Source organism: Roseibium sp. SCP14 (assembly GCF_040329475.1).
Taxonomy (GTDB): domain Bacteria; phylum Pseudomonadota; class Alphaproteobacteria; order Rhizobiales; family Stappiaceae; genus Roseibium.
The window spans coordinates 128,094-148,706 of sequence record NZ_JBDZYH010000008.1; the positions used below are offsets into that span (position 1 = coordinate 128,094).

The 20,613-nt window shown below is 57.8% G+C and carries 17 protein-coding genes; 8 read left to right on the forward strand and 9 right to left on the reverse strand.

Going from position 1 to position 20,613, the window contains the following annotated elements:
• Window positions 1-139: 139 nt before the first annotated feature.
• The 7 genes from ABLQ08_RS26335 to ABLQ08_RS26365 all read left to right on the forward strand — a co-directional run bounded on the left by ABLQ08_RS26335 (window position 140) and on the right by ABLQ08_RS26365 (window position 10,288).
• Window positions 140-1,513 (forward strand): alanine/glycine:cation symporter family protein, encoded by a 1,374-nt coding sequence (locus tag ABLQ08_RS26335; protein WP_352948650.1) that lies wholly within the window; start codon window positions 140-142, stop codon window positions 1,511-1,513.
• A gap of 64 nt (window positions 1,514-1,577) precedes the next feature.
• Entirely contained in the window at window positions 1,578-1,991 is a 414-nt protein-coding gene (locus ABLQ08_RS26340; protein ID WP_352948652.1) for a universal stress protein, read from the forward strand.
• Window positions 1,992-2,026: 35 nt separating this feature from the next.
• Window positions 2,027-3,124 (forward strand): glycine cleavage system aminomethyltransferase GcvT, encoded by a 1,098-nt coding sequence (gene gcvT / locus ABLQ08_RS26345; protein ID WP_352948655.1) that lies wholly within the window; start codon window positions 2,027-2,029, stop codon window positions 3,122-3,124.
• Between the two features lie 119 nt (window positions 3,125-3,243).
• On the forward strand, window positions 3,244-3,609 hold the full coding sequence (gcvH, locus tag ABLQ08_RS26350; RefSeq protein ID WP_352948658.1) for a glycine cleavage system protein GcvH: 366 nt from the start codon (window positions 3,244-3,246) through the stop codon (window positions 3,607-3,609).
• Between the two features lie 12 nt (window positions 3,610-3,621).
• A complete protein-coding gene (gcvP, locus tag ABLQ08_RS26355) occupies window positions 3,622-6,477 on the forward strand; it encodes an aminomethyl-transferring glycine dehydrogenase (protein ID WP_352948660.1) in 2,856 nt (951 codons plus the stop codon).
• 62 nt (window positions 6,478-6,539) lie between these two features.
• Window positions 6,540-7,955 (forward strand): L-serine ammonia-lyase, encoded by a 1,416-nt coding sequence (locus tag ABLQ08_RS26360; protein WP_352948663.1) that lies wholly within the window; start codon window positions 6,540-6,542, stop codon window positions 7,953-7,955.
• A 278-nt stretch (window positions 7,956-8,233) separates the two neighbouring features.
• Window positions 8,234-10,288 (forward strand): methyl-accepting chemotaxis protein, encoded by a 2,055-nt coding sequence (locus tag ABLQ08_RS26365; protein WP_352948665.1) that lies wholly within the window; start codon window positions 8,234-8,236, stop codon window positions 10,286-10,288.
• A 60-nt stretch (window positions 10,289-10,348) separates the two neighbouring features.
• Here ABLQ08_RS26365 and ABLQ08_RS26370 read toward each other — a convergent pair whose 3' ends face one another.
• The 7 genes from ABLQ08_RS26370 to ABLQ08_RS26400 all read right to left on the reverse strand — a co-directional run bounded on the left by ABLQ08_RS26370 (window position 10,349) and on the right by ABLQ08_RS26400 (window position 17,952).
• Window positions 10,349-11,473 (reverse strand): enolase C-terminal domain-like protein, encoded by a 1,125-nt coding sequence (locus tag ABLQ08_RS26370; RefSeq protein ID WP_352948668.1) that lies wholly within the window; start codon window positions 11,471-11,473, stop codon window positions 10,349-10,351.
• Between the two features lie 41 nt (window positions 11,474-11,514).
• Window positions 11,515-11,949: a universal stress protein gene (locus ABLQ08_RS26375; RefSeq protein WP_352948671.1), complete on the reverse strand. Its 435-nt coding sequence runs from the start codon at window positions 11,947-11,949 to the stop codon at window positions 11,515-11,517.
• Window positions 11,950-12,033: 84 nt separating this feature from the next.
• Complete coding sequence (locus tag ABLQ08_RS26380) at window positions 12,034-13,347, reverse strand: TRAP transporter large permease (RefSeq protein ID WP_352948673.1); 1,314 nt, start codon at window positions 13,345-13,347, stop codon at window positions 12,034-12,036.
• A gap of 3 nt (window positions 13,348-13,350) precedes the next feature.
• On the reverse strand, window positions 13,351-13,878 hold the full coding sequence (locus tag ABLQ08_RS26385) for a TRAP transporter small permease (protein ID WP_352948676.1): 528 nt from the start codon (window positions 13,876-13,878) through the stop codon (window positions 13,351-13,353).
• 69 nt (window positions 13,879-13,947) lie between these two features.
• Window positions 13,948-14,931 (reverse strand): TRAP transporter substrate-binding protein, encoded by a 984-nt coding sequence (locus tag ABLQ08_RS26390; protein WP_352948679.1) that lies wholly within the window; start codon window positions 14,929-14,931, stop codon window positions 13,948-13,950.
• A 71-nt stretch (window positions 14,932-15,002) separates the two neighbouring features.
• Window positions 15,003-16,256: an NAD(P)/FAD-dependent oxidoreductase gene (locus ABLQ08_RS26395; protein ID WP_352948681.1), complete on the reverse strand. Its 1,254-nt coding sequence runs from the start codon at window positions 16,254-16,256 to the stop codon at window positions 15,003-15,005.
• 4 nt (window positions 16,257-16,260) lie between these two features.
• A complete protein-coding gene (locus tag ABLQ08_RS26400; protein WP_352948684.1) occupies window positions 16,261-17,952 on the reverse strand; it encodes a thiamine pyrophosphate-binding protein in 1,692 nt (563 codons plus the stop codon).
• A gap of 167 nt (window positions 17,953-18,119) precedes the next feature.
• Here ABLQ08_RS26400 and ABLQ08_RS26405 point away from each other — a divergent pair, with 167 nt between their 5' ends.
• The gene (locus tag ABLQ08_RS26405) at window positions 18,120-18,818 is read left to right on the forward strand and encodes a GntR family transcriptional regulator (RefSeq protein ID WP_352948686.1); all 699 of its coding nucleotides are present in this window, start codon (window positions 18,120-18,122) and stop codon (window positions 18,816-18,818) included.
• Between the two features lie 36 nt (window positions 18,819-18,854).
• On the opposite strand, the gene proC is transcribed toward ABLQ08_RS26405, so the two are convergent.
• Complete coding sequence (gene proC, locus ABLQ08_RS26410; RefSeq protein ID WP_352948689.1) at window positions 18,855-19,682, reverse strand: pyrroline-5-carboxylate reductase; 828 nt, start codon at window positions 19,680-19,682, stop codon at window positions 18,855-18,857.
• Window positions 19,683-19,689: 7 nt separating this feature from the next.
• A complete protein-coding gene (locus ABLQ08_RS26415) occupies window positions 19,690-20,433 on the reverse strand; it encodes an aspartate/glutamate racemase family protein (RefSeq protein ID WP_352948691.1) in 744 nt (247 codons plus the stop codon).
• Between the last annotated feature and the right edge of the window lie 180 nt (window positions 20,434-20,613).

Here is a 20,613-nt window from a genome sequence, read left to right on the forward strand (position 1 = left end):
GGCAAACAACAACCGACTTCACTCCAACATGCTCAACCTGGCCGGTTGATGGAGTTTGAAGAATTCGTCGCTCTCTACCGGTCACGCCACATGGTGAGGACCTGAAGAGCATGAACCTAAACGCATTGGGAGGAAAACCATGGAAGCGTTAGACAGTATCGTAGGGGCCATAAATAGCGTTGTGTGGGGGCCGCTTATGCTGGTTCTCATCCTTGGCGTCGGCTTTTTCCTGCAGGTTGGCCTGAAATTCATGCCGATTCTGCGTCTGGGCACCGGCTTCGGCCTGCTGTTCAAGGGCCGTCATAGCCAGGGCGAAGGCCAGATCAGTCCGTTCAACGCCTTGATGACATCGCTTTCGGCCACCATCGGTACCGGTAACATTGCCGGCGTGGCAACGGCGATCTTTCTCGGTGGCCCCGGTGCGCTCTTCTGGATGTGGATGACCGCTCTTGTCGGCATGGCCACCAAGTACGCAGAAGCCGTCTGTGCCGTGAAGTACCGTGAGACCGACGAACTGGGCAACTTTGTCGGCGGCCCGATGTACTACATCAAGAACGGCCTTGCTTCCCATTGGCACTGGCTCGGCTGGGCTTTCGCCCTGTTCGGCGCAATCGCTGCCTTCGGTATCGGCAACGGCGTACAGGCCAATGGCGTGGCCCACGTTCTGGACGCCAATTTCGGCCTTAACCCGTCGGTAACCGGCGTGATCCTGATGGTTCTTACCGCCGCTGTCATCCTGGGCGGCATTACCCGCATCGGTGCTGTTGCCGGTAAGCTGGTTCCCTTCATGGCGGTCAGCTACATCGTCGCCGGTATCCTGGTGCTGCTCATCAACGCCGGTCAGATCATCGAAACGCTGGAGCTCGTCTTCACATATGCCTTCACTCCGTCCGCAGCGCAGGGCGGCTTTGCAGGCGCGGCTGTCTGGGCGGCTATCCGCTTCGGTGTCGCACGTGGCGTCTTCTCCAACGAAGCAGGCCTTGGCTCCGCTCCGATCGCTCACGCTGCTGCATCCACCAAAGGTCCGGTCAACCAGGGTCTGGTCGCAATGCTCGGCACGTTCATCGATACGATCATCGTCTGCTCGATCACCGGTCTTGCAATCATCAGTTCCGGTGCCTGGACAAGCGGTGAATCCGGTGCGGCCCTGACGTCCCTGGCGTTTGAGACCTCTCTGCCGGGTATCGGTGGCTACCTGATCGCGATCGCACTGTCGATCTTTGCGTTCACCACCATCCTGGGCTGGTCGTTCTACGGCGAGAAATGCGTCGGGTTCTTCTTCGGATACCGTGCCCTGATGCCTTACCGGATCCTCTGGATCGTGATGATCTACTTCGGCGCAACCGCGGATCTCGGCTTCATCTGGCTGCTGGCCGATACGTTGAACGCCATGATGGCAATCCCGAACCTGATCGCTCTGGCTCTGCTCAGCCCGGTCGTCTTCACACTCACCAGGGAGTTCTTCGCTTCCAATGGTGCGACTGAAGAGGGTGGGACAAGCCCCGCTGAATGAGTGACCACGGGAGGGCCGCACCCCGGCCCTCCCTTCCCGACATCCCATATTCTGGAGATGACTGATGTTCACAAAAATTCTTTTGCCGATTGACCATACGGATGAAAATTCGTGGAAGAAGGCGCTGCCGCTGGCTCTGGAACAGGCAAAGTTTTACGGTGCCGAGCTGCACACCATTTCCATCATTCCCGAGATCATTCAGCTGCCCAACCTGCCGGCCGGCTACGGATCCGGAGCGAAGGATTTCGTGCGTAACAAGATCGCCGCGATCCTGTCCGCCAACAATGCTTCTGACGTGCCGGTTCATATCGAAGAAGGCAGCGTCTATCGAGAACTCCTCAAATTCGCCCACAAGGAAGGCGTCGACCTGATCGTGATGGCTTCCGCGGAAGGCGACTTTCCGAACTATGAAATCGGCCCCAATCTTGCCCGTGTCGTGCGCAACGCGCATTGTACGGTCATGGTTGTGCGTAACTGACCCATAAATAATCTGAAAAAGGAAGGACCGGGAAAATGGCTGACGCCCCCAAACGCACCCCGCTCTACGATCTGCATGTCGAACTCGGCGGTAAAATGGTCGACTTCGCCGGCTGGGAGATGCCGGTGCAATACCCCATGGGCATTATGGGGGAACACAAGCAGTGCCGGGAAAAAGCTGCTTTGTTCGACGTCAGCCATATGGGCCAGGTGATCCTCAAGGGTGAGAATGTCGCCGAGAAGCTCGAAACGATCTGCCCGCAGGCCTTCACGGCCCTGAAAGAAGGCAAGGCGCGCTACAGCTTCTTCACCAACGAAAACGGTGGCATCATGGATGACCTGATCGTCTCCAATGCCGGTGATCATTTCTTCGTGGTCGTCAACGCCTCGATGCGCCACCAGGACATCCCGCATATGGCCAAGCATCTGGACGGCGTGGAAGTAACCGAGATTTTCGATCGGGCGCTTGTTGCGGTGCAGGGTCCCAAGGCCGAAGATGTCGTCGGAACACTTTGCCCGGCAGCCCGCGACATGAAATTCATGGAGACCATGGTGGCTGACATCAACGGCGTCGAATGCCGGATCTCCCGCCTCGGCTACACCGGCGAAGACGGTTATGAGATCTCCATTCCGCAGGACAAGGCTGTCGAAATCACGCGCGCGTTCCTTGCGGACGAAAACTGTGAGCCGGCCGGACTTGGTGCACGCGATTCCCTCAGACTGGAGGCCGGCCTGTGCCTCTATGGCAATGATATCGACAACGACACATCTCCGATCGAAGCTTCGCTGAACTGGGCTATCCAGAAGCGCCGCCGCGAAGAAGGCGGCTTCCCAGGTGCGGACCGCGTCCTGCGTGACATCGCCGAAGGAACTTCCCGCAAGCTGGTCGGTATCAAGCCGGAAGGTCGCGCTCCGGCCCGTCAGGGTGTTGAAGTGCAGGGCCTGGACGGCGAAAGCATCGGCGCAGTCACCTCCGGTGGCTTTGGTCCGACAGTCGGTGGTCCGGTCGCTCTCGGCTACGTTGCCACCGCACAGGCGGAACCGGGCACCAAGGTCAATCTCATGGTCCGGGGCAAGGCTCAACCAGCCGAAATCGTGTCGCTGCCGTTCGTGCAGCAGAATTACAAGCGCTAGAGCATTTCCCGTATTCGCTAAATCGCTCAAATGCTCTAACTCATTGTCATTAAGCGTCTCCGAACCGCCAAGCCGGTGAACCAAAAAGGCGGAGACGCAGTCATCAGGGAGAGACCGACATGACCACCTACTATTCCGAAGAACACGAATGGATCACCGTTGACGGCGACACCGCCACCGTAGGCATCACCGCACACGCTGCCGAACAGCTTGGCGAGATCGTCTATGTCGAACAGAAAGACGGCGGCGACACTTTCGAAAAAGGCGACGAAATCGGCGTCGTCGAGTCGGTCAAGGCTGCTTCTGAAATCTATGCGCCTGTCGATGGCGAGATCGTTGCAGCCAACGAAGCGCTGGCCGATAACCCCGCCAAGCTGAACGAAAGCCCGGAAGGCGACGGCTGGCTGTACAAGATCAAGCTGTCCGACACTTCCCAGCTTAACGACTTGATGGATCTTGACGGCTACAAGTCCTTTATCGCCTAAAGGAGCGCAGAAATGCCATTTGAAATAACCACCTATCAGGCCTACGATTTTGCCAATCGCCGGCATATCGGCCCATCTCCTGCCGAAATGGAAGAGATGCTGAAGGTTGTCGGTTTCGACAGCCTGGACGACCTGATTGACGCAACCGTGCCGCCGTCCATCCGTCAGAAGGATCCCCTTGACTGGGGCGGACCGGGACTTTCGGAACGCGACGCACTGTTTCACATGCGTGAAGTCGCAGAAAAGAACAAGGTTCTGACCTCCCTGATCGGTCAGGGGTATTACGGCACCACGACGCCTGCCCCGATCCTGCGCAACATTCTGGAAAACCCGGCATGGTACACCGCCTATACGCCTTACCAGCCGGAAATTTCCCAGGGACGCCTCGAGGCGCTTTTGAACTTCCAGACCATGGTCTCCGATCTGACCGGCCTGGATATCGCCAATGCGTCGCTTCTTGATGAATCCACCGCTGCCGCTGAAGCCATGACCATGGCCAAGCGTTCGGCGAAGTCCAAGGCAAATGCCTTCTTTGTGGACGAAAACTGCCATCCGCAGAACATTGCGGTGATCCAGACTCGCGCGGAGCCGCTCGGGATCGAAGTCATCGTCGGCAACCCCGACGACCTGGATCCGGCGGCAGTCTTCGGTGCGATCTTCCAGTATCCGGGCACTTACGGTCACGTCCGCGACTTCACCGGCTTGATCGAGAAACTGCACGAGAACAAGGCTCTGGCAATCATTGCCGCAGATCCGCTGGCGCTGGCGCTTCTCAAATCGCCGGGCGAAATGGGCGCGGATATCGCGGTTGGCTCAACCCAGCGCTTCGGTGTTCCGATGGGCTTCGGCGGCCCTCACGCTGCCTACATGGCCTGTAAGGACGCTTTCAAGCGCTCCATGCCGGGTCGTATCATCGGCGTTTCCGTCGACAGCCGCGGCAAGAAAGCCTACCGGCTTGCCCTGCAGACCCGCGAACAACACATCCGCCGCGAGAAAGCCAATTCCAACGTCTGTACCGCACAGGCGCTTCTGGCCGTCATCGCGTCCATGTACGCGGTTTACCACGGCCCGGACGGCGTCAAGGCAATCGCCCAGTCCGTGCACCGCAAGACATCCCGCATGGCCAAAGGTCTCGAGTCCCTCGGCTTCGAAGTCCAGCCGGAAGTGTTCTTCGACACGATCACCGTCGAAGTCGGAGCTCTCCAGGGCGTCATCCTGAATGCCGGTGTCGCCAACGGTATCAATCTGCGCAAGGTCGGCGAAACCCGTGTCGGTATTTCGCTCGACGAGCAGACCCGTCCGGAAACCATCGAGGCCGTGTGGCGTGCCTTCGGCGGCAACATGAAGGACGACAGCGAAGCAAACCGGGAGTACCGCCTGCCGCAGCATGCGCTGCGTGAAAGCGAATACTTGACTCATCCGATCTTCCACCTGAACCGGGCGGAAGCGGAGATCACCCGCTACATGCGCCGCCTGGCCGACCGCGACCTGGCGCTCGACCGTGCGATGATCCCGTTGGGTTCGTGCACGATGAAGCTGAACGCGACCATCGAGATGATTCCCGTCACCTGGCCGGAATTCTCCAACCTGCACCCGTTTGTGCCTGAAGATCAGGCTGCCGGGTACTACGAGATGATCGCTGATCTGAACGACAAGCTGTGCCAGATCACCGGCTACGATGCCATCAGCCAGCAGCCGAATTCCGGCGCGCAGGGTGAATATGCGGGTCTTCTGACCATTCGCAACTACCACAAGGCACGTGGCGAAGGGCATCGGAACATCTGTCTGATCCCGACCTCCGCACACGGCACCAACCCGGCGTCCGCGCAGATGGTTGGCTACAAGGTGGTTCCGGTCAAATCCGACGATCACGGCAACATCGACATCGCAGATTTCCGCGAAAAGGCGGAAAAGTACTCTGACGATCTCGCGGCCTGCATGATCACCTATCCGTCGACGCACGGGGTGTTTGAGGAAACCGTTCAGGAAGTCTGCCAGATCACTCATGATCATGGCGGCCAGGTCTATATCGACGGCGCAAACATGAACGCCATGGTCGGTCTGGTTCAACCGGGCAAGATCGGCGGCGATGTCAGCCACCTGAACCTGCACAAGACCTTCTGCATTCCACATGGCGGTGGCGGTCCAGGCATGGGCCCGATCGGCGTCAAGGCGCACCTGGAACCCTACCTTCCCGGTCACCCGGAATACGGTTCAAGCGTCGGACCGGTGTCCGCGGCACCGTTCGGTTCGCCCTCCATCCTGCCGGTCAGCTGGGCCTACGTCCTTCTGATGGGCGGGAATGGCCTGACCCAGGCAACCAAGGTTGCGATCCTGAACGCCAACTACATCGCGGCACGTCTGAAACAGGGATATGATATTCTCTACACGTCCGAAACAGGACGGGTGGCGCACGAATGTATCCTTGATACGCGTCCGTTGGCCGACAGCGCCGGTGTCAGCGTTGACGACATCGCCAAGCGTCTGATCGACAACGGCTTCCATGCTCCGACCATGTCCTGGCCGGTTGCCGGAACGCTCATGGTCGAGCCGACCGAGTCCGAGCCGAAGGCAGAACTGGACCGGTTCTGCGATGCAATGCTGTCCATTCGTGCCGAAGCGCAGGACATCATCGACGGCAAGATGGATGCGGAAAACAACCCGCTGAAGAACGCACCGCACACGGTGGCCGATCTTGTTGGCGAGTGGAACCGTCCGTACAGCCGCGAACAGGCCTGTTATCCGGCCGGTTCTCTGGATGTCGACAAGTACTGGTCGCCGGTCAACCGGGTGGACAACGCCTATGGTGACCGGAATCTGGTCTGCACCTGTCCGCCCATGTCGGACTACGCGGAAGCCGCAGAATGACCTGAAACGATGCGTGGCGCCCCGGAATTCGGGGCGCCGCACACTAGACAGAGCCTGAAGCCATGTTTCTCAGCGTCTTCGATATCTTCAAGATCGGCATCGGGCCTTCGTCGTCCCACACAATGGGACCGATGACGGCAGCGGTTGACTTCCTCGACCGTCTGTCCAGCGGCGAAAACGGCCGGTTTGATCCCGGTTCGGTCGCACATATCACCGCATCATTGCACGGTTCGCTCGCCTTCACCGGCAAAGGCCATGCCTCTGACCGCGCCGTCATGCTGGGTCTGCTTGGCTTCAGACCGGACGCCGTGGATGCGGATCTGGCCGAGAAACGGCTCAAGGAACTTCACGAGACCTCCACCCTCACCGTTGCAGGATGCGGCAAGGTCCGTTTCGATCCTGAAAACGATCTGGTCTTCGACTTCGGCCCTGCACTGCCACTCCATGCCAACGGCATGAAGCTGAACGCCCTGGATGAAAACGGCGACATTCTGCTCGCCGATACTTATTACTCAATCGGTGGCGGCTTCGTGATGACCGAGGCTGAACTCATCGCTTCGGAGAACGGTCCCGATGTGGATCTTCACGAAGAGAAGGAAGCCGTCGGTTACCCCTACCCGTTCGGCTCGGCCGCGGAAATGCTTCAGATGGGCAAGGCATCCGGGATGTCGATCGCCGAGATGAAACGCGCCAACGAAGAATCCGTTCTCGGTGCCGAAGCCTTGAATTCCAAGCTCGATGCCATCTGGAATGTGATGAACAACTGCATCGAACGCGGTCTGTCGCAGGAAGGCGAGCTTCCCGGCGGGTTGAGCGTCAAACGCCGGGCCAAGGGAATTTATCAGCGTCTGCAAAGCCAGAGCGGTTCGAACCGTCAGCAGCCCCACACGGTGAATGACTGGCTTTCCGTCTATGCCATGGCCGTGAACGAAGAAAACGCCGCCGGCGGTCAGGTGGTTACCTCACCGACCAATGGCGCTGCCGGCGTGGTCCCTGCGGTAATCCGGTACTACCGCGATCACTGTGTGGACTGCACGCGCGAAGGCATCGATACGTTCCTGCTGACCGCCGCTGCCATCGGTGGCCTGATCAAGCACAACGCCTCCATCTCCGGTGCAGAATGCGGCTGCCAGGCAGAAGTCGGATCGGCCTCTGCAATGGCCGCAGCCGGCTTGTGCGCCGCCCTCGGCGGCAGCAATGAGCAGGTTGAAAATGCCGCCGAAATTGCGTTGGAACATCATCTCGGCATGACCTGTGATCCGGTCAAGGGTCTGGTGCAGGTTCCCTGCATCGAGCGCAACGGCATGGGTGCGATCAAGGCCGTATCCGCAGCATCACTGGCCCTCCACGGTGACGGTGCGCATTTCATGCCACTCGACAACTGCATCGAGACCATGCGCCAGACCGGTCAGGACATGCGCGAGAAGTACAAGGAAACGTCCTTGGGCGGACTGGCGGTCAACCTTCCCGAATGCTGACAGATTGACGCAGCAACACGTGTCGCGCCTTTATTTTGGGCGCCATAGCAACGAGCAACTTTCCCTTAAGTTCGCAGAAAACGGCGCATTAAAAGCCGTGACCGGCATGACTATCAAGTGACGAAAGGTTACTCAACCTTCGCGATAAGTTAAACTACGTACAACACTGCTACAGCCTTCGTTAATCATCGGCTCATATAAGCGATTTTCGTGTCTTGGACATTCAGCTGCACGCAAAAAACGTGCTGAATTCAAATCCGAAAAGTGCTTGTAAGCCTATGTCGTTGCTACGTAATCTTAAAATCTCGCACGCGATCGTGCTGGTCGCAGCCATCCCCATTCTCGCTACGATGCTGTTTGCCGGGCGAAGTGTTCTCAACGACGTTGAGGTTGCCTCGCAAACGAGCGATCTAAGTCAACTTGTCGGTCTTTCGGTTCAGCTTAGCGCGCTTGTGCACGAGCAGCAGAAGGAACGCGGAGCGACAGCTGTTTACCTTGGAAGTGAAGGCAAGCGTTTTGTCCGCGAACTGGCTGAACAGCGCGAGCTGACAGACGGGAAACGTGCAGCGCTCGAGACCTTTCTGAGCAACTTCGACAAGTCGGTCTACGGTAAGACCTTCTCTTACGATCTTCGCAAGATCCTGCGAAATAACGAGAAAATGGATTCGGTTCGCAGAGAAATCGATACTCTCTCTATTCCGACCAAGGAAGCGATTGGATACTTCACCGGCCTGAACGGGCAAAGCTTGTCGCTGATCAGCTCGATGACGTCGCTGAGCTCCGATCCAACGGTAACCAGGCGCCTTTTCGGCTACGCAAACTACCTGCAAGGCAAGGAACGAGCGGGCATTGAAAGGGCCGTCGGGTCCAATGGTCTCGCCGCGGGTACCTTCACACCTGAACTGATGGACCGGTTCAAGCGGCTGATTTCCATGCAGGATACCTACAACAACGTGTTCCTGAGCGAAGCCACCGACGAACAGACCGCGGTGTTTGAAAAGGTCATGACAGGCCAACCGGCAAAAGAAGTCACAGCCATGCGCGACCTGATCATGGCCGGCGGCCTTGCCGGCGATTTCGACGGATTGACGGCCAACACCTGGTTCGCCACGATCACGAAAAAAATCAACGGGTTGAAGAAGATCGAGGATGACCTGAGCGCTGGTCTCATGCAGGACCTTGCCGACCTGGAAGATCAGGCACTGAGCCGTGAATGGCAATCGATCCTGCAAGCTCTCGGAGCACTTCTTGCAGCTGCCGTTCTGGCGTTCGTGATCATTACAAGTCTCAATCGTGCGTTCCGGCAGCTGATATCCGCCATGAAACGTCTGGCGGAGGGTGATCTGGAGACCGAACTGCCCGAGATGCGCTCCAACGAAATCGGTGAAATGATCAAATGCGTGCAGGTTTTCAAGGAAAACGCGATCCAAAAGGCGGAACTTGAACAACGCCAGGCACGGGATACCGAACGGGCGGAAACCGAAAAGCGCAATACAATGCAGCAGCTGGCCGACGATTTCGATCTGAAGGTCGGCTCGATCATCCAGACGGTTTCGTCCGCATCAGCCGAGTTGAACACAACAGCAGAGGCCATGGTCAACGTCTCTGAACAGGCCAGCGGGCGGGCGGCGACGGTCGCCGCAGCTTCTGAACAGGCTTCCGCAAATGTTCAGACCGTCGCATCTGCAGCTGAAGAGATGGCCACCTCCATTGGCGAAATCAGCGGGCAAATGGTGCAGGCCTCCGAAGCCTCTCAGAAGGCTGTCGACAGCGCGCAGAACACCAGTCAGCAGATCGAGGTGCTTTCCAACAAGGCCGAGAAGATCGGCGATGTGGTGAAGATCATTTCCGACATTGCCGAGCAAACCAATCTGCTTGCTCTGAATGCGACCATCGAATCGGCGCGTGCGGGGGAAGCCGGAAAGGGCTTTGCCGTGGTTGCCTCGGAAGTGAAGGAACTTGCCGGGCAAACCGGAAAGGCGACCGAGGAAATCAATCGCCAGATCGAGGAAGTTCAGATGGCAACCAAAGATGCCGTTGCCTCGATGTCCGAGATCTCCAGCGGTATTGCTCATCTCAACGATGTCGCAACCGCGATTGCAGCGGCAATGGAAGAACAGGGCGCGACGACCCAGGAAATCTCCCGGAGCGTACAGGAAGCAGCGGTCGGCACCAACGATGTAAACCAGAACATCGCCGGCGTGAGCGAAGCCGCGCAGGCAGCTGGTGCCGCCGCCAGCCAGGTGACGTCCGCCTCCCACGAGCTCTCGACTCAGTCGGAACGTCTCAAGACTGAAGTCTCCGACTTCATCCAGCAGGTTCGCGCAAGTTGAAAAAGCATCGGGCGGATCCTTCGTGGATCCGCCCGATGCTTCCAATTCGTTAGACGTGTCTCAGGCCAGCGGTTCGGATACCGCGTATTTGGTCAGCTTTTCAGGGTCGACACCAACCCCCAGGCCCGGTCCTTCCGGAACATGGACCCTGCCTTTCCTGACCGGGAAAGCTTCGGTCAGGATATCGTCCTGAGCGTAGTAGGTGGCCATGTAGAACTCGCATTGCAGGACAAGATCCGGCACGGCGGCCATCAGATGTGCGCCTGCGGCGTGTGCAAGACCGGTTTCAAACATGCAGCCGCCATAGATTTCGATGCCGGCAGCCCGTGCGATCGCGGCAACTTCAAGTGCACGCCGGATGCCACCGGACTTCATGATCTTGAGCGAGAAGATGTCAGCCATCCGGATGCTGGCGCCGTAAAGCGCGCCTTTGGGGTCGAAGACACTTTCGTCGGCCATGATCGGCGTGTCGATGACGTCGGTAATATGCGCCAGAACCTCGCGTTCATGCATCTTGACCGGCTGCTCAACGAAAGTGGGCCGGAACGCCTCCAGATCGCGGATACACCGCACAGCATCATACGCCGGCAGTCCCTGATTGTAATCGATGCGGATATCGGCTTCCTCGCCGTAGATCTCTCGCATCTTTTCAAGCCGCATCAAGTCGAACTTGTGACCTGCAAACCCTGTCTTGAACTTGAAGATGCGTACGCCATCGTCCCACATGGCGGCGACATCCTCGAGGTCCTTGTCGAAGTCCGGATTGGCAACGGAAAAACTCATGCCCATGTCGTCGCGCATCCTGCCGCCGACAAGTTCACACACCGAAAGACCTGAAATCTGACCGGTGATGTCCAGAAGCGCCATTTCCAGTGCCGCCTTGGCCTCGGTGTGTCCGACAACGATCTTGTCGGCCATGGACATGTGCTTTTCGACCTGCACCGGGTCCTGACCGATCAGGTGCGGCCTCAAATGAACGTGGAGTGCAGCTGCACAACCTTCCGCCGTTCCGGTAAAGACCGGCCAGGGTGAAGCCTCTCCCCACCCCGTGATCCCGGTATCCGTTGTGATTTCCAGGATGGCTACATTGATGCCGGCGACATCACCACTGCCGTGGGAATGGACTGCCTTTGCAGGAATCAGGATCCGGTGCACCCGGATCCTTTCTATCTTGTGGTCGCTCACCAGGGCCTCCGAGGCAACTTAGCGATGTTGAAGAAAAAGGATTATTCCGGACGCACAACGAGTACGCAGCAAGAAGCGTAGCGGGCCACGCGTGCTGCGTTCGGGCCGATGAACAGGTCCTTCACGCTCGGTTTGTTCGCACCGATAACGATAAAGCGCGCCGATTGCTCATCTGCGTGCTCGATCAGGGTTTCATAGACAACACCACGCAGGATCTCGGTGGTGTGATCAATCTCTCCCCAGTCGAATTGCGCACCATAGGCCTCAAGGTCCTTGCGGGCGTCGATCTCGACCCGGTCGCGCATGTCGGCCGGGATGTATTCCTGGACATAAGAATTCTGCTGATCGGGGATCACGAAGACGAGCTCAACTTCGGCGTCATGACTTTGCGCCAGCATGATCGCTTCCCTGACCACGCAGCTGTCCCAATCCCTGTGGTGCAAGTCCACAGCAGCAATGATCTTGGTTTTCGGCATAATGAATCTCTCCTGGATGCCCAAATGAGTTTCGCGCTGTCCCCTCATCCGGCTTTCATGAGCGGAAGAGGAGACAGCGAACGGTCATCGACCGTTCGCGTTCCGCATGCTTTCAGGCAGATAGGTCGCCAGTTCCGGGAAGAAGATCATCACGAACACCATAACCACCATGATGAGGAACAGCGGCAAGGCTGTTTTCGCGATGTATCCCATCTCATGCTTGGTGATCCCCTGCATGACGAACAGATTAAACCCGATCGGCGGCGTGATCTGGGCCATCTCGACGACGACCACGATGAAGATGCCAAACCAGATCAGATCAATACCTGCGCCCTGCACCATCGGCTGAACGATCGCCATGGTCAGAACGACAGACGAGATCCCGTCCAGGAACATACCAAGGACGATGTAGAACAGCATCAGGGCCATCAGCAGGGAGAAGCGTGACAGCTGCAGGCTTTCGATATACTCGGCCAAAGCCCGCGGCAGGCCGGTAAAGCCCATAGCCAGGGTGAGCGCCGTCGCGCCCATCAGGATGAGAGCGATCATCGCCGAAGTCCGGGTCGCGCCCAGAAGGCTCTCGATGAACGCTTCCTTGGTCAGAGACCCCTGCGTTGCCGCAAGAACGAATGCGCCGATCACGCCGATGGAAGCAGCTTCCGTTGCCGTTGCCCAACCTCCATACATGGAACCGATAACGACGAGGATCAGAATGATGATCGGGATCAGGAACCGGCTTTCATGAATTTTCTCACGGAATGTCATGCGGTTCGCGATTGTCGGCACCTCGCTTGGGCGCACAAAGGACCAGCCTGCCACATAGGCCATGAACAGGCCCGCCAGAACGATACCGGGCAGGATGCCGGCCATGAACAGCTTTGAAATCGATTGCTCAACGGCAACGCCATACACAATCAGGGTCAGAGACGGCGGGATCATAAGACCAAGCGTAGCGGCGCCGGTCAGCGTGCCGATGGTCATGTATTCCGGATAACCGCGCTTGCGCAGTTCCGGGATCGACATCTTGCCAACAGTGGTGAGGGTTGCCGCAGATGAACCCGATACAGCTGCGAAGATCGTGCAACCGACGATGTTGACGTGGACCAGGCCACCGGGAAGTCGCTGCATCCAAGGACTGAGACCACGGAACATGTCTTGCGATAATCGACTTCGGAAGAGGATCTCACCCATCCAGATAAAGAGGGGCAAGGCGGTCAGGGTCCAGCTGGACGAACCGGTCCAGATACGCGTGAGCATTGCGTCGCCCGCAGGACGGGAGGTAAACATCTCAAGGCCCAGATAGGCGACGCCGAACAGGGCCAGACCAACCCAGACACCGGTTCCAAGAAGCAGGAACAGGACAAACAGAAAGATCGCAACGAGGTAGAACTGTTCCATGTTTTACTCTCCGTGCGGGTTGAAGCCGGCGGCGTGGATATTGTCCCGCCCGGTGAACAGCGTTGATACGAGGTTGTCGAACGCGCAGACGGCCAGGAGGATCGTGCCCACGGTCATGGACATTTGCGGGATCCAGATCGGCCAGGCGTCCTGTCCCTGGCTGATTTCGTTGAACCGGTAACTTTCATAAGTCATCTTGATCGCGTAACGCGCGAAGAGAAACGTCAAATAGCTTGCGATAGCCCAGCACCAGATTTCGCCGAATTTCTTGTAACGGCCCAGCGCATTCAGCAGCAGGCTGACGCGAATGTGGGCTCCGCCGTTGAGCGCGTAAGGCAACGCGAGAAATGACGCCGCCGCCATGCAGTAGCCGGTAAAATCAGGAGCACCTGTGATGATGCTGCCCCCCCAACGGGCTACCATCTGGAGCGCAACAAAGACCAGAATCAAGATCAGAAAGATCGCGGCCAGGTAGCCGGCATACTTGTAAATTGCATCGAGACTGGTGCGAAGCACCTTGAAAATGGCCACCGCCGTTCCTCCTCCCGAGAAAATCTGCCCGATGGAAATCACCGGGCAGAATCATGACATTTCAACAGCTTATTGCTGTGATGCCTTGAACGCATCAACGATCGCCTTGCCGCCATCACCAGCGGTTTCCAGCCATTCAGCGGTCATGGTTTCACCGATCGCGCGCAGCTCTTCAGCCATCTTGTCGCTGACCGGGCCGGTGGCCATGCCGTTCTTGCCCAGTTCGTTGACGGTGAACTCGTTGTACTGGATGGAGCGCCAGTCACCCGCATACTCGGCAAGAGCCGCACAGCCGTTGACGACGTTCTTGGTTGCGTCATCCAGGCTGTTCCAACTGTCCATGTTCACCATCACGTAGTTGCGCGGCAGCCAGGCATCAGCGGAGTAATAGTGGGAAAGGCTTTCCCAGATTTTCCGGTCGTAACCGGTGGAACCGGAAGACACCATGCCCTGGGCAACGCCGGTGGCGAAAGCCTGGCTGATTTCAGCCGCTTCGATCTGGACCGGCTGCATTCCGGCCAGTTCAGCCATGCGGGCGCTTGCCGTGTTGTAGGTCCGGAACTTCAGGCCTTTCACGTCTTCGAGCGAGTTCACTTCACGATCGAAATAAAGACCCTGTGCCGGCCACGGCACGGAATAAAGCAGGTGCAGGTTCTGCTCTTCCAGGATCTTGGTCAACGGCTCCTTGGCCACTTCCCAGAGCTTTTCGGAATCTTCGAATGATGTTGCCAGGAACGGCACGGAGTCGAAGCCGAAAATCGGATTTTCATTCTGGTGGCCGGAAAGAAGACGCTCGCCGATCGGCACCTGGCCGGTCTGGATCGCGCGCTTGATTTCAGAACCGGCATAGAGAGAACCGCCCGGGTGGGTCTTGATCTCAAGAGCACCGCCGGTGCCTTTGGTTACGCATTCGGCAAACACTTCACCGGTTGCGGAATGAAAGTTGGTTGCCGAATAAGCCATCGGCATGTCCCACGTTTCCGCCGTGGCAGAAGCTGCGGTCACTGCGGAAACGGCAACGCTTGCCAGAAGAACTTTCACTTTGCTGGACATGTAACTCCTCCTCGTTTTCTTGTCCCCGAATGCCCCACCCAATGCGGGACAAACTGCTCTTGCATGCCGACCTAGAACCGCGACGGATCATAGGCTGACAGATCGATATTCTGACGCTGGCCGGATATCAGCCCGGCCAGAATGCGGCCGGTTTTCGGTCCGGCCGTCAGACCGATGTGATGGTGGCCAAAGCCCGCAAAGACGCCCGATCCCTTGATTTCCCCAATCAGGGGCAAACTGTCGGATGGAGCAGGGCGATGACCGAGCCAACTTTCTTCCTTCTCGAAGGTCAGATTCGGGAAGCTTTCAAGCACCTTGCGGCGCAGAAGTTCGAGTGGTGCCTTCGAAGCCGGAGCTTCCAGTCCGCCGAATTCGACAACGCCTGCACAGCGCAACCCGTCTTTCATGGGTGTTCCGACGAACTTTCCGCTGGTTACCATCAGCGGTGTTCTCGGCGCCCCCTCCGGAGACCGGAACACGATGTGATAGCCACGCTCGGTTTCAAGCGGTACCGAAAGACCGAGCTTCTTCGCCAGCGGACCGGACCAGACGCCCGTGGCCAGAACCACCTGATCGCAGCTCAATTCACCATCGGAGGTGCTGACGCTGGTTACGCGGCCATCGGAGAGAGTGAAGTCCTTGACCTCCGCCTGAACGATCTTTGCACCGAGCTTCTGTGCCTCGCTCGCCAGAGCAGCGACATAGCTTCCCGGATCGCGGACGTAGCCGTGATCGTGCATGACGGCCAGGAAGTTGAGATCCTTGGACAGGTTCGGTTCAAACTCGCGAACTTCTTCGCCTTCAATCAGTTCCGGTTCGAATCCTGCCTTGCGCCTCAGCATCCAGGTGTAGTGATCGTCTTCAAACGCCGCTCGGGAGGGATAAACAAAGCTGTAGTCGGAGTTGACCAGCCACTCTTCCGCTTCTGTTCCCTTGATCAGGGCTGCATGCTGATCAGTGCTGTCGAAGGTGATCGGCGCAAGCCCGGAGGAAATGCGCCGGGTTTCCTTGTCGTTGGCATGCGACAGGTATTTCAGAAGCCATGGTGTCAGCTTGGGCAGGTAGGACCATCGCAGAAACAGCGGAAAGTTAGGATCCAGAAGCATTTTCGGGCTTTTCAGGATCATTCCCGGTGCGGTAACCGGAGCGACCGAACAGGATGCCAGCACCCCGGCATTGCCATAGGATGTTGCTGCCGAGCTGCCGGGGGTTTCGCGGTCAACGATCGTCACGTCAATCCCGGCCCGGCGTAGCCAGATCGCAGCGGACACCCCCACGATGCCCGCTCCAATCACAACAACATGAGAGGGGTTGCCTCCACTCATGCCGTCAGCCCATCCAGCGCCGCACAGGGGCAGCGGCTTCTTCGAGTGGTTGACAGATCACGTCGATCAGGGTCGGCCCATTGTGGGCAAACGCTTCCTTCATGACCTTCTCCAGGTCTTCCGCCTTTTCCACCCGCCAGGATTTCAGGCCGAAAGCCTCGGCGACGGCTGCCTGGTTCGTCCGGTTGAAGTCGACATTGTAGTACCGCTTCTCGCAATCGGCGTATTGGCTCGCCTTGATCCAACCGAAGTTGGAATTGGAGAAAACGATATATGTGATCGGCGCATTGCTTCGCACGACAGTTTCCAGCTCCCCACATGCAAACGCGAAGGAACCATCACCCATCATTGCCACAACTTTGCTGTCCGGGCGGCCATACCAGGCACCCAGTGCAGCCGAAAGCGAATACCCCAAGGCGCCATGGGCGCGGTTGGTTATATACTGACGGCCAGGATTCTTCTGTTGCGAGTAGGCATTGTAATAAGGGCAGCTGGTTCCCGGATCTGATACCACGATGGCATCATCAGGGAGGTTTTTGTTCAGCGTGTCAATGATCTGTTCCGGAATGATCAGTTCGGCGTCGCTCTGTGCCAGCGCCTGAAACTTGGCGAACTTGCGTTCCTTGATGTCGGCAACCCTGGCTGCACCGCCAAAAGACGTTACGTCCCCTTCACGCCTATCCAGATAGGCATTCACTTCAGCCAGAGCCAGCTTCAGATCGGCGACGACGCCAACTTCGGTCGGATAGTTCGCACCGATTGTCATCGGATCATTGTCGAAGTGGACGATCCGTTGACCGGGTTTAGGTGCTTCCCAGCGCGATGTCGTCGTGGAGCCGGCGCGGCACCCCATGAAGATCACCAGATCGGCTTCTTCCATCATTTCCCAGGTTTCATCGGTACCACCGTTAGAACCGACAACGCCAAGAGACAGCGGATGTGTGTCGGCCAGCGAACCTTTACCGGAAATCGACGTGGCCACGGCAAGGTCCAGACGGCTCGCCAGTTTTTCCAGCTCGTCCATTCCGCCGGCGATCACGACACCGCCGCCACAGACGATCAGCGGTGACTTTGCAGTCAGGATCGCCTCGACTGCGGCCTCGACAACTCCCGGCTCGGGCGCTGCGCGGTAGGAAGGATAGGTCTGGTGCTTGGGATCGCCCCAGATATCTTCCGCCGGCACGTCATCGTACTGAATGTCGTAGGGCAAACCGAGATGCGCCGAACCGGAGCGGCCGGTGGTCATGGCACGGAATGCCTGACGAACCATGCGCGGAATGTGGGTTGCACGCTTGATGACCGTGTTGAACTTTGTCAGTGGTCGCATCAGCGCTTCCTGGTCCACTTCGGTCAGCGGATATTTGCCATAGGAGGCAACCGAGATATCCGTGGTGATGGACAGGACGGCATAAGAACTTTCGTTTGCCTCGATCAGGCCGGGCAAAATGTAGGTGGCGCCACCGCCAGAAGGACCTTCACAGACCCCGACACGTCCCGTAACCCGGGAATAAGCGTCAGCCATGTAGGTCGCACTGCGCTCGTCCCGCGTCAACACATGCGTGATGTTGTGGTCGAGATTATGCATCGCGTCATAGAAGGGCAGCGTCGTATCACCGCAAAGCCCGAATATATGCCGCACGCCATGTGCTTCCAGGGAGCGCACCATTGCCTCGGCGCCATTCATCGTGTTTCGCAAGGTATCCCCCAAGCTTGTCGCCGACAGGTGGGCGACCCATTGAATTAACTCTGCACGCAACATTGTATACAGCTCTGTAGGCAAATGTGAAGACGCAAATGTTCACAAGTTCATTTTTTTGATCTATCAGGGAGTACGGCTGATTGAATGTGCACTGAAGGACAACAATGACGAAACGTGTCAGCAGCGTGGATCGCGTGTACGAGACACTGCGCGATATGGCGATCAACTTCGACTTCAAACCGGGTGAGCGCATCAACGAATCTGCGTTGACGTCAGAGCTCGGCGCCAGCCGCACGCCGTTGCGCGAGGCCCTCAACCGGCTCGTCGCCGAAGGTTTCCTGACCCTTGCGAAGGGACAGGGGTTCTTTTGCCGCTCTCTGGAACCCGACCAGATTCTCGAGCTTTACCAGGCCCGCTGCGCCATCGAGACCGAGGCCATCATCCGCGGCATCGAAAGTGCAAGCGACGAGGCGATCGCTGATTTGTATGCCTATCTGGAAGAATCTGAAAAGGTCTATTTTACCTGCACCGACCTGCCCGAACTGGTACAGATGGACGAGGAATTTCACCTGCGCCTGGCTGCACTTTCAGGCAATGGCGAACTGGTCAGGCTGCTTGGCAACCTGAATGACAGAATCCGTTATGTGCGGATTATCAACTTACGCCAGATCCGTGAGCGTCATCACGACAACCATACGGACAATTCATCGCTTTCCGCTCATCGCAAGATTGTCGACGCCGTAAAAAACAGGGATACGGATGCTGCGGTCAAGGCGCTGCGCAGCCATATCGAAAGGCGAAGCGAAGAAACCATCGAGCTCGTCCGCCTCGCCTATTCCCAGCTTTACGTTCCGACCTTCTGAGCCATGTGTCCGGTCAGATGACCGAGAGCCCGCAGTCTAGGCCAGCTCCCGGCTTCGATCGGAAGCTGCGCTCACCGTTCCTCGCATGAGCGGTCTAAGCCCGTCTTCGCAGGACATGAGAACGCTCAACCCGGCCGCGGTAGTACCGGCGGGAGAGGTTACGTTTTCTCTCAGCACTTTCGGCGTTTCTTCCGCCGATTGGGCAAGCGCCCCGGCACCGGCCACCGTGGCGATGGCCAGTTTCATCGCAATATCAGGCGCAAGACCTTCAACTTCGCCAGCATCGGCCAGGGCCTCGATCATGTGAAAAACGTAGGCAGGTCCTGAACCGGATACGCCAGTCACCGCATCCATCTGCTCTTCACGATCCAGCACGATGGTCTGACCGACCGTCCGCAACAACACATCCGCCAGTGCCAATTGGCTGCCATCACAATGGGAGTTCCCGACCAATGCCGTAATTCCCTGCCCGATGGCGGCCGGCGTGTTCGGCATCGAACGCACGATTGCTGCTTCCGGACCGATGATTTCAGCGAGTTTTGCCAGGGTTGTTCCGGCTGCGACAGAAACGAATGTCGTGCCACCGTTACGCAACTGTTCCAGGTCGATCACGTCGCTGATCACCTGAGGCTTTACGGCGAGCAGGCACACGGCGGCCGCCTCAGGCACGTCGTTCAATCGCAGGCCCTCTTTGGCGAGTCCCTTGAGCCAGTCGGACGGATTAGGATCAAGAACACTGACTGAAGCCGGTTTCACTCCGGCACCGAGCCACCCCTTGAGCAAGGCGGACCCCATCTTGCCGCAGCCCACCAGAAAGAGCCCGTCCTGGTTGACCCTGGCAAACGCTTCGCTTTCCTTCGTCATCGACCGCTCAACTCCAGCGCGGATCATCGAGACCGGCAGGGAAGCGGTCAGGCGCCAGGCTTTGATGGAACCAGAGAAGATAGCTGTAGATGGAATAGACCGGCAGACCGGTAATCTTGCGCACATCGGCCGCGTACGGCGTCATGTTGGTGCATTCCAGAACGATTGCTCCGAGATTATCATGCTTCGAAACCAACTCGCGGGCGGCCTCACGCATGTCTTCCCGGCAGGCGGCAAAATCGATCTCGGCGGCGTCTCCAAGAATGTCCCGGGTGAACACCTTGCCACCCTCTGTCCCGACAATCGGCGTATCGAGGGGGACTTTCGCCGCCTCCAGATGAGCGTCCGTCAGAGTCTCCTTCGAAATGGTCAGAACACCTACCCGCTTTCCAGGTGGAAGCGTGGACTGAACCATCGGAACCTGCATGAGCGAAGACGTGGCGACCGGAACCTGGATCTCTTCCGCAAGCTGATCCTGAAGGATGGACAGAAAGCCGCAGTTGGTAGTGATCCCATCACAGCCGCTTGCCACAAGGTCCTTGGCAGCGTCGATGAATTTGTCCAGGAGAACGCGCGCATCATTGCGCACAACCTTGTCGGGCGTTGCCTCGCGCACAACACGGTATTGCACCGGGAATGGCCAGGTAGATGCATTGCCGATATCACCGGGGATTCGCGGAAACCTGGTTTCAAGCATCAAAATTCCAACATTGGCACCGTAAACGGTCTTGCCACCATGCTCAGTCGTCACTGTAACGCCCTCTGAATTTGGAGATCGATCTGCCAAACAATATACAACTTTGAACGCAAGAGTGTATACAATTTTTCCAAAGTCTCGATTGATCCCGCTCGAGCTCTCTTTCCTAGCTCATGAATATGGCGTGTAGACTTCTCTTGGAGAAGAGCTCACATGCTCTGCGACCTCTGAAAA

Coding starts and splice junctions, on each gene's coding strand:
- ABLQ08_RS26395 (WP_352948681.1), bottom strand. CDS start 16,256: ATGAGTGGAGGCAACCCCTCTCATGTTGTTGTGATTGGAGCGGGCATC.
- gcvP (WP_352948660.1), top strand. CDS start 3,622: ATGCCATTTGAAATAACCACCTATCAGGCCTACGATTTTGCCAATCGC.
- ABLQ08_RS26380 (WP_352948673.1), bottom strand. CDS start 13,347: ATGGAACAGTTCTACCTCGTTGCGATCTTTCTGTTTGTCCTGTTCCTG.
- ABLQ08_RS26405 (WP_352948686.1), top strand. CDS start 18,120: ATGACGAAACGTGTCAGCAGCGTGGATCGCGTGTACGAGACACTGCGC.
- ABLQ08_RS26340 (WP_352948652.1), top strand. CDS start 1,578: ATGTTCACAAAAATTCTTTTGCCGATTGACCATACGGATGAAAATTCG.
- ABLQ08_RS26365 (WP_352948665.1), top strand. CDS start 8,234: ATGTCGTTGCTACGTAATCTTAAAATCTCGCACGCGATCGTGCTGGTC.
- gcvH (WP_352948658.1), top strand. CDS start 3,244: ATGACCACCTACTATTCCGAAGAACACGAATGGATCACCGTTGACGGC.
- ABLQ08_RS26375 (WP_352948671.1), bottom strand. CDS start 11,949: ATGCCGAAAACCAAGATCATTGCTGCTGTGGACTTGCACCACAGGGAT.
- ABLQ08_RS26360 (WP_352948663.1), top strand. CDS start 6,540: ATGTTTCTCAGCGTCTTCGATATCTTCAAGATCGGCATCGGGCCTTCG.
- gcvT (WP_352948655.1), top strand. CDS start 2,027: ATGGCTGACGCCCCCAAACGCACCCCGCTCTACGATCTGCATGTCGAA.
- proC (WP_352948689.1), bottom strand. CDS start 19,682: ATGACGAAGGAAAGCGAAGCGTTTGCCAGGGTCAACCAGGACGGGCTC.
- ABLQ08_RS26335 (WP_352948650.1), top strand. CDS start 140: ATGGAAGCGTTAGACAGTATCGTAGGGGCCATAAATAGCGTTGTGTGG.
- ABLQ08_RS26390 (WP_352948679.1), bottom strand. CDS start 14,931: ATGTCCAGCAAAGTGAAAGTTCTTCTGGCAAGCGTTGCCGTTTCCGCA.